This window comes from Pantoea sp. RIT413 (assembly GCF_003057675.2).
GTDB lineage: Bacteria > Pseudomonadota > Gammaproteobacteria > Enterobacterales > Enterobacteriaceae > Pantoea > Pantoea eucrina.
The window spans coordinates 1-10474 of sequence record NZ_QBJB02000024.1 but is presented as its reverse complement, the minus strand read 5'-3'; the positions used below and the strand labels follow the sequence as shown (position 1 = coordinate 10474).

Genomic DNA, 10474 nt, shown 5'->3' with positions numbered 1-10474 from the left:
CTTATTCCTCGATTTTACCGCCAGCAGCTTCGATTGCAGCACGAGCACCTTTGGTGACACGCAGTCCACGAATCGTTACCGGTGTAGTAACTTCACCAGACAGAATCACTTTCGCGAATTCAATCTGAACACCGATGATGTTGGCTGCTTTCAGCGTGTTCAGGTCAACAATACCGCCTTCCACTTTCGCCAGATCAGACAGACGAACTTCAGTCGTCACGAATGATTTGCGTGAAGTGAAGCCGAACTTCGGCAGACGACGGTACAGAGGCATCTGACCACCCTCGAAACCACGACGTACGCCACCGCCAGAACGTGAGTTCTGACCTTTGTGACCACGACCGCCGGTTTTGCCGAGGCCAGAACCGATACCACGACCCAGACGCTTGGAAGCGTGTTTAGACCCTTCGGCCGGAGACAGAGTGTTTAAACGCATCTCTTACTCCTCCACTTTCAGCATGTAGGAAATCGCGTTGACCATACCGCGTACAGCAGGCGTGTCTTCACGCTCAACGGTGTGACCAATACGACGCAGACCCAGGCCAATCAGAGTGGCTTTGTGCTTAGGCAGGCGGCCGATTGAACTGCGGGTTTGTGTAATTTTAATAGTCTTAGCCATCGTGATTACCCCAGAATTTCTTCAACGGATTTACCACGCTTGGCAGCGACCATTTCCGGAGATTTCATATTGCCCAGACCATCAATAGTTGCACGAACCACGTTAATCGGGTTGGTGGAACCATATGCTTTAGCCAGAACGTTATGAACTCCAGCGACTTCCAGGACGGCGCGCATTGCACCACCGGCGATGATACCGGTACCTTCAGAAGCCGGCTGCATGAACACACGAGAACCCGTGTGCGCACCTTTTACAGGGTGCTGCAGGGTGCCGTGAGTCAGCGCGACGTTAATCATATTGCGACGGGCTTTTTCCATCGCTTTCTGGATCGCTGCTGGAACTTCACGCGCTTTACCGTAACCAAAACCCACGCGGCCGTTGCCATCACCCACTACAGTCAGTGCGGTGAAGGAGAAAATACGACCACCTTTCACAGTTTTAGAAACACGGTTTACCGCGATCAATTTTTCCTGCAGTTCGCCAGCTTGTTTCTCGATGTGTGCCATCTTAGACCTCTACCTTAGAACTGAAGGCCAGCTTCACGAGCAGCATCTGCAAGTGCCTGGACGCGACCATGATATTGGAACCCGGAACGATCGAAAGAAACATCTTTGATGCCTTTTTCGATAGCGCGCTCAGCCAGAGCTTTACCTACAGCTGCAGCGGCGTCTTTGTTACCGGTATACTTCAGTTGTTCAGCGATAGCTTTTTCTACAGTAGAAGCAGCAACCAGAACTTCGGAACCGTTCGGGGCGATTACCTGTGCGTAAATGTGACGCGGGGTACGATGTACCACCAGGCGAGTAGCACCCAGCTCTTTGAGCTTGCGACGTGCACGGGTCGCACGACGGATACGAGCAGATTTCTTATCCATAGTGTTACCTTACTTCTTCTTAGCCTCTTTGGTACGCACGACTTCGTCGGCGTAACGAACACCCTTGCCTTTATAAGGCTCAGGACGACGGTAGGCGCGCAGATCAGCTGCAACCTGTCCGATAACCTGCTTATCAGCGCCTTTCAGCACGATTTCAGTTTGAGTCGGACATTCAGCAGTGATGCCGGCCGGCAGTGCATGTTCAACAGGGTGAGAGAAGCCCAGGGCCAGACTCACAGAGTTGCCTTTAACAGCTGCACGATAACCAACACCAACCAGTTGCAGCTTCTTAGTGAAGCCGTCGGTAACACCGATAACCATGCCGTTCAGCAGTGCACGAGCAGTACCTGCCTGTGCCCAACCATCCGCATAACCTTTGCGTGGAGCAAAAGTCAGGGTGTTGTCTTCCTGCTTGATTTCAACAGCATTGTTGATAGTACGAGTCAGCTCGCCGTTTTTGCCTTTGATCGAAACTTCCTGACCGTTGAGTTTTACCTCTACGCCGGCAGGAATAACGACAGGTGCTTTTGCAACACGAGACATTTTATTCCTCCGATTACGCTACGTAGCAGATAATTTCGCCACCAAGACCAGCCTGGCGCGCTGCACGATCAGTCATGACACCTTTAGAGGTAGAAATTACAGCAATACCCATACCAGCCATCACTTTTGGCAGCTCATCTTTTCTTTTATAGATGCGCAGACCAGGACGGCTAACACGTTGAATGCTTTCTACAACAGCTTTACCCTGGAAATACTTAAGAGTCAGTTCCAGTTCCGGCTTGATGTCGCCTTCGATTTTAAAATCTTCAATATAGCCTTCTTCCTTCAGCACGTTGGCAATTGCCACTTTCAGCTTGGAGGAAGGCATAGAGACCGCAACTTTGTTCGCGGCCTGACCGTTACGGATACGGGTCAGCATATCCGCGATCGGATCTTGCATGCTCATCTGTGTTACTCCCGTGATTCAAATGGTGACAATTACCAGCTAGCCTTTTTCAGACCCGGGATTTCACCGCGCATAGCGGCTTCACGGACCTTGATACGGCTCAACCCAAACTTCCGCAGGAAACCGTGCGGACGACCTGTCTGACGGCAGCGGTTACGCTGACGGGAAGGGCTGGAATCACGCGGCAGACTCTGCAGCTTGAGAACGGCATTCCAACGATCTTCGTCAGATGCGTTCACATCAGAAATGATTGCTTTCAGCTCAACGCGTTTTGCGAAGAACTTGTCTGCTAATTTCACACGCTTAACTTCGCGTGCTTTCATAGATTGCTTAGCCATTAAGTAACCCTACCTTACTTGCGGAACGGGAAGTCAAAGGCAGCCAGCAGTGCACGGCCTTCATCATCAGATTTCGCAGTAGTGGTAATGGTAATATCCAAACCACGAACGCGATCGACTTTGTCGTAGTCGATTTCTGGGAAGATGATCTGCTCACGTACGCCCATGCTGTAGTTACCACGACCGTCGAAAGACTTCGCAGAAAGACCGCGGAAGTCACGAATACGTGGTACAGCAATAGTGATCAGACGCTCAAAGAACTCCCACATGCGTTCGCCACGCAGAGTTACTTTACAGCCGATCGGATAGCCCTGACGGATTTTGAAGCCTGCAACTGATTTGCGTGCTTTGGTGATCAGCGGTTTTTGACCGGAGATTGCTGCCAGATCGGCTGCTGCGTTATCCAGCAGTTTCTTGTCAGCGATCGCTTCACCAACACCCATGTTCAGGGTGATCTTCTCGACCCGAGGGACTTGCATGACAGAATTGTAGCCAAACTCTGTCATGAGTTTCTGGACTACTTCGTCTTTGTAGTAATCATGCAGTTTCGCCATCGTACTACTCCAAATTACTTGATAGTTTCGCTGTTAGACTTGAAGAAACGGACTTTTTTGCCGTCTTCGAATCTAAAGCCTACACGGTCAGCCTTGCCGGTTGCCGCATTGAAGATTGCAACGTTAGAAACCTGAATTGCAGCTTCTTTTTCAACGATGCCACCTGGCTGGTTCAGAGCCGGAACCGGCTTCTGGTGTTTCTTAACCAGGTTGATACCTTCAACGATGACTTTACCAGAAGTCAGGACGTTCTTTACTTTACCGCGCTTACCTTTGTCTTTACCGGTAAGAACAATAACTTCGTCGTTACGACGGATTTTAGCTGCCATTGCTCGCTCCTTAGAGTACTTCTGGTGCCAGAGAGATAATTTTCATGAACTTTTCATTGCGAAGTTCACGAGTTACCGGCCCAAAAATACGCGTTCCGATTGGCTGCTCACTGTTATTGTTCAGAATAACGCATGCATTGCCATCGAAGCGAATGACAGAACCGTCCGGGCGACGAACACCCTTCCTGGTGCGCACCACTACCGCTTTCAGGACATCACCTTTTTTCACCTTGCCACGAGGAATTGCTTCCTTGATGGTCACTTTGATGATATCGCCGACGCCTGCGTAGCGACGGTGCGAGCCACCCAGAACCTTGATACACATTACGCGACGTGCACCGGAGTTGTCGGCGACGTTCAGCATAGTCTGTTCTTGGATCATTTTAGTGCTCCGCTAATGTCAACTACTACTTCGGGACCCAAACCTCAGGTCGTTAAAAAGCCCCATAATTGAGGGCGCGGCATTATAACACCGGATCTCGCAGATGGGTAGAAAAAATGAACGGCTCGCGAGAGCCGTTCATTTTGTTTTTAGAGGAAACGAATTCTATTACAGAATCGCTTTCTCTACAACGCGAACCAGAGTCCAGGACTTAGTCTTGGAAAGTGGACGGGTTTCGCGGATCTCAACCACGTCACCAATACCACACTCATTGTTCTCGTCATGGATGTGCAGCTTAGTCGTACGTTTGATGAATTTACCGTAGATCGGGTGCTTCACGAAACGTTCGATAGCGACAACAGCAGATTTCTGCATTTTGTCACTAACAACACGACCTTGCAGAGTACGGATTTTATCGGTCATTACGCCGCCTTCTCAGTCAGTAAAGTCTTAACGCGCGCAACATCACGGCGAACTTGCTTCAGCAGATGGGTCTGCTGCAGCTGGCCAGATGCTGCCTGCATGCGCAGGTTAAACTGCTCACGCAGGAGGTTAAGCAGCTCAGTGTTCAGCTCTTCAACGCTTTTTTCACGCAGCTCAGTTGCTTTCATTACATCACCGTCTTAGTTACAAAGGTGGTTTTGATAGGCAGTTTTGCTGCTGCCAGCTTGAAGGCTTCACGGGCCAGCTCTTCCGGTACGCCGTCCATTTCATACAGGACTTTACCAGGCTGAATCAGGGCAACCCAATACTCAACGTTACCCTTACCTTTACCCATACGCACTTCCAGCGGCTTCTCGGTGATCGGTTTGTCCGGGAATACACGGATCCAGATCTTACCTTGACGCTTAACTGCACGGGTCATAGCACGACGTGCTGCTTCGATCTGACGAGCGGTCAGACGACCACGGCCAACAGCTTTCAGACCGAAAGTACCGAAGCTAACATCCGTACCCTGCGCCAGACCGCGGTTACGGCCTTTGTGCACTTTACGGAATTTTGTACGCTTTGGTTGTAACATCAGCGACTCTCCTTACTTACGGCCTTTACGCTGCTGCTTTTTAGGTTGAGCAGCCGGTTCCGGTTGTTCAACAGCAGCCATACCACCCAGGATCTCACCTTTGAAGATCCATACCTTAACGCCGATTACACCATAAGTGGTGTGCGCTTCAGAGGTGTTGTAGTCAATGTCCGCACGCAGAGTGTGCAGCGGTACGCGACCTTCACGATACCATTCGGTACGTGCGATCTCAGCACCACCAAGACGGCCGCTGACTTCAACTTTAATACCTTTAGCGCCCAGACGCATTGCGTTCTGTACAGCACGCTTCATAGCACGACGGAACATCACACGACGCTCCAGCTGTGAAGTGATGCTGTCAGCAACCAATTTAGCGTCCAGTTCCGGTTTACGGACTTCGGCGATATTGATCTGAGCAGGAACGCCAGCGATATTCGCGACGACCGTACGCAGTTTTTCTACGTCTTCACCTTTCTTACCGATAACGATACCCGGGCGAGCGGTGTGAATGGTCACACGGATGCTCTTAGCCGGACGCTCAATAACGATACGAGATACAGACGCTTTAGCCAGTTCTTTAGTCAGGAACTGACGTACTTTAAAATCGCTGTCGAGGTTGTCAGCGAATTCTTTGGTGTTCGCAAACCAGGTAGAGTTCCATGGTTTTACAATACCCAGGCGAATACCATTAGGATGTACTTTCTGACCCATTGCTAGTCTCCAGAGTCTCAGCGATCGGACACAACCACAGTAATGTGGCTGGTGCGCTTCAGGATGCGATCTGCACGACCTTTTGCACGCGGCATAATGCGCTTCATGCTTGGGCCTTCGTCTACGAAAATTTTCGCAACTTTCAGATCGTCGATATCAGCGCCATCGTTGTGTTCGGCGTTAGCAATGGCAGATTCCAGGACTTTCTTAACCAGTACAGCCGCTTTCTTGTTGGTGTAAGTCAGAATATCCAGAGCCTGCGACACTTTCTTACCGCGAATCAGGTCTGCCACCAGGCGAACCTTCTGAGCAGAAGAACGAGCATGGCGATGTTGAGCAATAGTTTCCATCTCTTCCTCCTACTTATTTCTTCTTGGCTTTCTTATCTGCAGCATGGCCGCGATAAGTACGTGTCGGTGCGAATTCGCCCAGCTTGTGACCAACCATTTCGTCGGAAACAAAGACTGGAACGTGCTGACGACCATTATGGACAGCGATGGTCAAACCGATCATGTTAGGGAAGATCGTTGAACGACGGGACCAAGTGCGCAGGGGCTTCTTGTCACCGCTTTCCACCGCTTTCTCTACCTTCTTCAGCAAGTGCAGGTCAATAAAAGGACCTTTCTTGAGAGAACGTGGCATGGCTTATCCTCTAAAATTATTTGCTACGGCGACGTACGATAAATTTATCAGTACGCTTGTTGCTACGGGTCTTCTTACCTTTGGTCTGAACGCCCCACGGTGAAACCGGGTGCTTACCAAAGTTACGACCTTCACCACCACCGTGCGGGTGATCGACTGGGTTCATCGCAGTACCGCGGACGGTAGGACGAACACCGCGCCAACGGGCTGCACCGGCTTTACCCAGAACGCGCAGCATGTGCTCAGCGTTACCGACTTCGCCCAGGGTTGCGCGGCAGTCAGATTCGACTTTACGCATTTCGCCTGAACGCAGACGCAGGGTCACGTAAGAACCTTCACGCGCAACGATCTGCACGTAAGCACCAGCAGAGCGAGCAATCTGACCGCCTTTGCCTGGTTTCATTTCTACGTTATGCACGGTAGAACCAACTGGGATGTTACGCATCGGCAGGGTATTACCTGCTTTAATCGCAGCATCAACGCCAGACTGAATCTGGTCGCCAGCTTTCAGGCCTTTAGGGGCCAGAATGTAACGGCGCTCGCCATCTTTGTACAGAACCAGTGCGATGTTCGCAGAACGGTTCGGATCGTACTCAAGACGCTCAACAACTGCCGGGATACCATCTTTGTTGCGTTTGAAGTCAACAATACGGTAAGCCTGCTTGTGACCACCACCGATATGACGGGTAGTGATACGACCATTGTTGTTACGACCACCGGATTTGCTGTTTTTTTCAACCAGCGCGGCAAATGGTTTGCCTTTGTGCAGCTCAGGGTTCACCACTTTAACTACGTGGCGACGACCCGGAGATGTCGGTTTACATTTAACAACTGCCATTGTCTTTCTCCTCCGACTTACTCAGCGCCGCCGACGAAGTCCAGGTTCTGGCCTTCCTTCAGGGTAACGTAAGCTTTTTTCCAGTCGTTACGACGACCGATACGCTGTCCGTGACGCTTAACTTTACCCTTAACAACCAGGGTGTTTACGTCTTTAACTTCTACTTCGAACAGTTTCTCAACAGCAGCAACGATCTCTGCTTTGGTCGCATCTTTCGCAACTTTGAGAACGATGGTATTGGTTTTTTCCATCGCGCTTGATGCTTTTTCAGATACGTGCGGCGCGCGCAGTACTTTCAGCAGACGTTCTTCACGGATCATGCCAGCATCTCCTCAACTTGCTTAACTGCTTCAGCAGTCATAACGACTTTGTCGAAGGCGATCAGGCTAACTGGGTCGATACTTGCTGCGTCACGCACGTCAACCTTGTACAGGTTACGCGCAGCCAGGAACAGATTTTCATCCAGTTCACCGGTGATGATCAGCACGTCTTCCAGCGCCATGTCTTTCAGTTTCTGTACCAGCAGCTTGGTTTTCGGTGCTTCTACAGAGAACGACTCGACAACGATCAGACGGTCCTGACGTACCAGCTCGGACAGAATGCTTTTCAGCGCGCCGCGGTACATCTTTTTGTTAACTTTTTGACTGTGGTCCTGTGGACGAGCAGCGAAGGTCACGCCACCTGAACGCCAGATCGGGCTCTTAACAGAACCTGAACGCGCACGGCCGGTACCTTTCTGGCGCCACGGCTTTTTGCCTGAACCAGTTACTTCAGCACGAGTCTTCTGCGCACGAGTACCCTGACGAGCACCTGCGGCATAAGCAACAACAACCTGGTGAACCAGCGCTTCGTTGAAATCACGACCGAAGGTAGTTTCGGAAACAGTCAGCGCGCTCTGCGCGTCTTTCAGTACTAATTCCATTGCTATCCCCTTACGCCTTCACAGCTGGTTTAACAATCAGGTCGCTGCCGGTTGCACCCGGGACAGCACCTTTGACCAGCAGCAGGTTGCGCTCAGCGTCAACACGTACTACTTCCAGGCTCTGAACGGTTACGCGCTCGTTACCCAGCTGACCAGCCATTTTCTTGCCTTTGAACACTTTGCCCGGAGTCTGGTTCTGACCGATAGAACCCGGAACGCGGTGGGACAAGGAGTTACCGTGTGTAGCGTCCTGGGTACGGAAGTTCCAGCGCTTAACGGTACCTGCGAAACCTTTACCCTTAGAGGTACCGGTAACGTCTACTTTTTTAACGTCAGCGAAAATTTCAACACTGATGCTCTGGCCTACGGAGTACTCTTCACCTTCGGTGCGGAATTCCCACAGACCACGGCCAGCTTCAACGCCAGCTTTAGCAAAATGACCTGCTTCCGGCTTGGTCACACGGTTTGCTTTTTTAGCACCGGTGGTAACCTGGATCGCCTGGTAACCATCGTTTTCCAGACCTTTGACCTGGGTAACGCGGTTTGCTTCAACTTCGATTACGGTTACTGGGATTGAAACGCCTTCTTCAGTGAAGATGCGAGTCATGCCCACTTTTTTACCGACTAAACCAATCATTGTATCAACCTCTCAATCGCTCGATGACCTGATTAACCCAGGCTGATCTGCACGTCAACACCGGCAGCCAGATCCAGACGCATCAGAGCATCAACGGTTTTTTCAGTTGGCTCAACGATGTCTACCAGACGCTTGTGAGTGCGGATTTCGTACTGATCACGCGCATCTTTGTTAACGTGCGGAGAGATCAGAACGGTGAAGCGCTCTTTGCGGGTTGGCAGCGGAATTGGACCACGAACCTGCGCACCAGTGCGCTTGGCAGTCTCAACGATTTCCGCGGTTGATTGATCGATCAGACGATGATCAAACGCTTTAAGACGGATACGGATTCTTTGGTTCGACATGAGACCAAGGCTCCAAACATTTTATAAACGAAAAAAATTACTACCCACACCCATTACGATTGATGGGGGAGTGTAATCGTTCAGCATATAACTCCCCAATTGGGAGTATTGTCAGGCGACACACCTAGCACTGTCGCCTGCGATTCTGCTCGAATCGCGCCATACCAATGTCGGCAGGCCGGCGTATTATACGTAATTACGCTCAGGAAGCAACCCGTGCTCTGTTTTTAACCATAAAAATTCAGCCAAAAGAAAACCCGCCGGGCACGACTGCCGGGCGGGTTTACAGAACAGGTATGCGCAGGCCGCTATTCGTCTGCCTTTTCGCTGATTTGCGACTGCAGGTAGTTTTGCAGGCCAATTTTCTGGATCAAATCGAGTTCGGTTTCCAGGAAGTCAATGTGGTGTTCTTCGTCAGCCAGGATTTCAATCATCATGTCCCGGCTCACGTAGTCGTGAACTTTATCCGCCCAGGCAATGGCTTCACGCAGGTCTTTTGCCCCTTCCAGCTCCAGCTGCAAATCGGACTGCAGCATTTCGGGCACGTCCTCACCTATGCGCAGACGTCCCAGATCCTGCAGATTGGGGATACCTTCGAGAAAGAGAATACGCTCAATGTATTTGTCGGCATGCTTCATCTCATCGATCGATTCGTGGTATTCGATATCGTTGAGGCGCATCAGCCCCCAGTTTTTAAACATGCGCGCATGCAGAAAATACTGGTTAATCGCGACCAGCTCATTTCCAAGCAGTTTGTTGAGATGTGCAATGACTTTGACGTCGCCCTTCATATCACCCCTCCCCTCTTCAGTTAACCAGATAGTAGATGCAGAGAGAAAGAAGTCAAAAAGGCGTGACAGTTTTTGTGGGTATTACGACATTCTGCGCGTAATGTCAGGCGATCTCTTTATAGAGCGGTGCATGCTGCAGTTCATCATCCATGATTTCGCGCGCTGCCCGGATGCATTTACCACACTGCTTCCCGACCGGGACCAGCTGGCGCAGCTGCTGGATCGATTTTGGCTGATAGCGGCGCACTACTTCACGCAGCGTTTTATCACTCACACCATTACACAGACAAACGTACATTTCAGATTCAACTCCGGTACAATTTCTGATCAAAGTGTAAATGAGAATGGTTGCTATTACAACGCAGGGTTTGTAGGGTTATCGATTGGTATGCTGATTTTGACAGGCAAAAAAAAAAGAGCACCGAAGTGCTCTTTCTGATTGCTACGGCAGCAGTAAAAAACCGCTGCCGGCGTTAACACAATTAAGCGATAACAGAAGCAACAACGCCCGCGCCAACGGTAC

At 50.6% G+C, this 10474-nt stretch carries 23 protein-coding genes; all 23 read right to left on the bottom strand.

The annotated features are described in order from the left end of the window. Position 1: 1 nt before the first annotated feature. The 23 genes from rplO to bfd all read right to left on the bottom strand — a co-directional run bounded on the left by rplO (position 2) and on the right by bfd (position 10249). Positions 2-436 (bottom strand): 50S ribosomal protein L15, encoded by a 435-nt coding sequence (rplO, locus tag DBY66_RS17375; RefSeq protein ID WP_039380790.1) that lies wholly within the window; start codon positions 434-436, stop codon positions 2-4. Between the two features lie 3 nt (positions 437-439). Beyond that, positions 440-619: a 50S ribosomal protein L30 gene (gene rpmD / locus DBY66_RS17370; protein ID WP_039380794.1), complete on the bottom strand. Its 180-nt coding sequence runs from the start codon at positions 617-619 to the stop codon at positions 440-442. A gap of 5 nt (positions 620-624) precedes the next feature. Then, positions 625-1125 carry a 30S ribosomal protein S5 gene (rpsE, locus tag DBY66_RS17365; RefSeq protein ID WP_013510759.1) on the bottom strand — a complete coding sequence of 167 codons (501 nt, stop codon included), beginning with the start codon at positions 1123-1125 and terminating at the stop codon, positions 625-627. A gap of 14 nt (positions 1126-1139) precedes the next feature. Further along, the gene (gene rplR / locus DBY66_RS17360) at positions 1140-1493 is read right to left on the bottom strand and encodes a 50S ribosomal protein L18 (protein ID WP_013510760.1); all 354 of its coding nucleotides are present in this window, start codon (positions 1491-1493) and stop codon (positions 1140-1142) included. 9 nt (positions 1494-1502) lie between these two features. After that, positions 1503-2036: a 50S ribosomal protein L6 gene (gene rplF, locus DBY66_RS17355; RefSeq protein WP_039380801.1), complete on the bottom strand. Its 534-nt coding sequence runs from the start codon at positions 2034-2036 to the stop codon at positions 1503-1505. A 13-nt stretch (positions 2037-2049) separates the two neighbouring features. Continuing rightward, a complete protein-coding gene (rpsH, locus tag DBY66_RS17350; RefSeq protein ID WP_065648467.1) occupies positions 2050-2442 on the bottom strand; it encodes a 30S ribosomal protein S8 in 393 nt (130 codons plus the stop codon). Between the two features lie 32 nt (positions 2443-2474). Continuing rightward, the gene (rpsN, locus tag DBY66_RS17345) at positions 2475-2780 is read right to left on the bottom strand and encodes a 30S ribosomal protein S14 (protein WP_039380805.1); all 306 of its coding nucleotides are present in this window, start codon (positions 2778-2780) and stop codon (positions 2475-2477) included. A 14-nt stretch (positions 2781-2794) separates the two neighbouring features. Next, positions 2795-3334 (bottom strand): 50S ribosomal protein L5, encoded by a 540-nt coding sequence (rplE, locus tag DBY66_RS17340; protein WP_013510763.1) that lies wholly within the window; start codon positions 3332-3334, stop codon positions 2795-2797. Positions 3335-3348: 14 nt separating this feature from the next. Further along, complete coding sequence (gene rplX / locus DBY66_RS17335; protein WP_021508218.1) at positions 3349-3663, bottom strand: 50S ribosomal protein L24; 315 nt, start codon at positions 3661-3663, stop codon at positions 3349-3351. A gap of 10 nt (positions 3664-3673) precedes the next feature. Continuing rightward, positions 3674-4045, bottom strand: a complete 372-nt coding sequence (gene rplN, locus DBY66_RS17330; RefSeq protein WP_038629760.1) for a 50S ribosomal protein L14 — start codon at positions 4043-4045, stop codon at positions 3674-3676. Between the two features lie 168 nt (positions 4046-4213). Continuing rightward, positions 4214-4468, bottom strand: coding sequence for a 30S ribosomal protein S17 (gene rpsQ / locus DBY66_RS17325; RefSeq protein WP_010618568.1), 255 nt, complete (start codon positions 4466-4468; stop codon positions 4214-4216). Next, entirely contained in the window at positions 4468-4656 is a 189-nt protein-coding gene (gene rpmC, locus DBY66_RS17320; RefSeq protein ID WP_021508217.1) for a 50S ribosomal protein L29, read from the bottom strand. Before rpmC ends, rpsQ begins: the two co-directional genes overlap by 1 nt. Then, complete coding sequence (gene rplP, locus DBY66_RS17315; RefSeq protein ID WP_002438716.1) at positions 4656-5066, bottom strand: 50S ribosomal protein L16; 411 nt, start codon at positions 5064-5066, stop codon at positions 4656-4658. The genes rpmC and rplP overlap by 1 nt, the downstream gene beginning before the upstream one ends. Before the next feature lie 12 nt (positions 5067-5078). Further along, a complete protein-coding gene (gene rpsC / locus DBY66_RS17310; protein WP_009087585.1) occupies positions 5079-5777 on the bottom strand; it encodes a 30S ribosomal protein S3 in 699 nt (232 codons plus the stop codon). A 17-nt stretch (positions 5778-5794) separates the two neighbouring features. After that, the gene (gene rplV / locus DBY66_RS17305) at positions 5795-6127 is read right to left on the bottom strand and encodes a 50S ribosomal protein L22 (protein WP_007891659.1); all 333 of its coding nucleotides are present in this window, start codon (positions 6125-6127) and stop codon (positions 5795-5797) included. 13 nt (positions 6128-6140) lie between these two features. Then, positions 6141-6419, bottom strand: a complete 279-nt coding sequence (rpsS, locus tag DBY66_RS17300; RefSeq protein WP_001138115.1) for a 30S ribosomal protein S19 — start codon at positions 6417-6419, stop codon at positions 6141-6143. Positions 6420-6435: 16 nt separating this feature from the next. Beyond that, positions 6436-7257 carry a 50S ribosomal protein L2 gene (gene rplB, locus DBY66_RS17295; RefSeq protein WP_039380813.1) on the bottom strand — a complete coding sequence of 274 codons (822 nt, stop codon included), beginning with the start codon at positions 7255-7257 and terminating at the stop codon, positions 6436-6438. Between the two features lie 17 nt (positions 7258-7274). Then, entirely contained in the window at positions 7275-7577 is a 303-nt protein-coding gene (rplW, locus tag DBY66_RS17290; RefSeq protein WP_039380816.1) for a 50S ribosomal protein L23, read from the bottom strand. Beyond that, on the bottom strand, positions 7574-8179 hold the full coding sequence (rplD, locus tag DBY66_RS17285) for a 50S ribosomal protein L4 (RefSeq protein ID WP_039380819.1): 606 nt from the start codon (positions 8177-8179) through the stop codon (positions 7574-7576). Before rplD ends, rplW begins: the two co-directional genes overlap by 4 nt. 10 nt (positions 8180-8189) lie before the next feature. Beyond that, on the bottom strand, positions 8190-8816 hold the full coding sequence (gene rplC, locus DBY66_RS17280) for a 50S ribosomal protein L3 (RefSeq protein ID WP_108570359.1): 627 nt from the start codon (positions 8814-8816) through the stop codon (positions 8190-8192). A 32-nt stretch (positions 8817-8848) separates the two neighbouring features. Beyond that, positions 8849-9160: a 30S ribosomal protein S10 gene (gene rpsJ, locus DBY66_RS17275; protein WP_006120582.1), complete on the bottom strand. Its 312-nt coding sequence runs from the start codon at positions 9158-9160 to the stop codon at positions 8849-8851. Between the two features lie 308 nt (positions 9161-9468). Further along, complete coding sequence (gene bfr / locus DBY66_RS17270) at positions 9469-9951, bottom strand: bacterioferritin (protein ID WP_039380825.1); 483 nt, start codon at positions 9949-9951, stop codon at positions 9469-9471. Between the two features lie 103 nt (positions 9952-10054). Continuing rightward, positions 10055-10249, bottom strand: a complete 195-nt coding sequence (gene bfd / locus DBY66_RS17265) for a bacterioferritin-associated ferredoxin (protein WP_039380828.1) — start codon at positions 10247-10249, stop codon at positions 10055-10057. Positions 10250-10474: the final 225 nt, after the last annotated feature.

Coding starts and splice junctions, on each gene's coding strand:
- rplO (WP_039380790.1), bottom strand. CDS start 436: ATGCGTTTAAACACTCTGTCTCCGGCCGAAGGGTCTAAACACGCTTCC.
- rpmD (WP_039380794.1), bottom strand. CDS start 619: ATGGCTAAGACTATTAAAATTACACAAACCCGCAGTTCAATCGGCCGC.
- rpsE (WP_013510759.1), bottom strand. CDS start 1,125: ATGGCACACATCGAGAAACAAGCTGGCGAACTGCAGGAAAAATTGATC.
- rplR (WP_013510760.1), bottom strand. CDS start 1,493: ATGGATAAGAAATCTGCTCGTATCCGTCGTGCGACCCGTGCACGTCGC.
- rplF (WP_039380801.1), bottom strand. CDS start 2,036: ATGTCTCGTGTTGCAAAAGCACCTGTCGTTATTCCTGCCGGCGTAGAG.
- rpsH (WP_065648467.1), bottom strand. CDS start 2,442: ATGAGCATGCAAGATCCGATCGCGGATATGCTGACCCGTATCCGTAAC.
- rpsN (WP_039380805.1), bottom strand. CDS start 2,780: ATGGCTAAGCAATCTATGAAAGCACGCGAAGTTAAGCGTGTGAAATTA.
- rplE (WP_013510763.1), bottom strand. CDS start 3,334: ATGGCGAAACTGCATGATTACTACAAAGACGAAGTAGTCCAGAAACTC.
- rplX (WP_021508218.1), bottom strand. CDS start 3,663: ATGGCAGCTAAAATCCGTCGTAACGACGAAGTTATTGTTCTTACCGGT.
- rplN (WP_038629760.1), bottom strand. CDS start 4,045: ATGATCCAAGAACAGACTATGCTGAACGTCGCCGACAACTCCGGTGCA.
- rpsQ (WP_010618568.1), bottom strand. CDS start 4,468: ATGACCGATAAAATCCGTACTCTGCAAGGTCGTGTTGTTAGTGACAAA.
- rpmC (WP_021508217.1), bottom strand. CDS start 4,656: ATGAAAGCAACTGAGCTGCGTGAAAAAAGCGTTGAAGAGCTGAACACT.
- rplP (WP_002438716.1), bottom strand. CDS start 5,066: ATGTTACAACCAAAGCGTACAAAATTCCGTAAAGTGCACAAAGGCCGT.
- rpsC (WP_009087585.1), bottom strand. CDS start 5,777: ATGGGTCAGAAAGTACATCCTAATGGTATTCGCCTGGGTATTGTAAAA.
- rplV (WP_007891659.1), bottom strand. CDS start 6,127: ATGGAAACTATTGCTCAACATCGCCATGCTCGTTCTTCTGCTCAGAAG.
- rpsS (WP_001138115.1), bottom strand. CDS start 6,419: ATGCCACGTTCTCTCAAGAAAGGTCCTTTTATTGACCTGCACTTGCTG.
- rplB (WP_039380813.1), bottom strand. CDS start 7,257: ATGGCAGTTGTTAAATGTAAACCGACATCTCCGGGTCGTCGCCACGTA.
- rplW (WP_039380816.1), bottom strand. CDS start 7,577: ATGATCCGTGAAGAACGTCTGCTGAAAGTACTGCGCGCGCCGCACGTA.
- rplD (WP_039380819.1), bottom strand. CDS start 8,179: ATGGAATTAGTACTGAAAGACGCGCAGAGCGCGCTGACTGTTTCCGAA.
- rplC (WP_108570359.1), bottom strand. CDS start 8,816: ATGATTGGTTTAGTCGGTAAAAAAGTGGGCATGACTCGCATCTTCACT.
- rpsJ (WP_006120582.1), bottom strand. CDS start 9,160: ATGTCGAACCAAAGAATCCGTATCCGTCTTAAAGCGTTTGATCATCGT.
- bfr (WP_039380825.1), bottom strand. CDS start 9,951: ATGAAGGGCGACGTCAAAGTCATTGCACATCTCAACAAACTGCTTGGA.
- bfd (WP_039380828.1), bottom strand. CDS start 10,249: ATGTACGTTTGTCTGTGTAATGGTGTGAGTGATAAAACGCTGCGTGAA.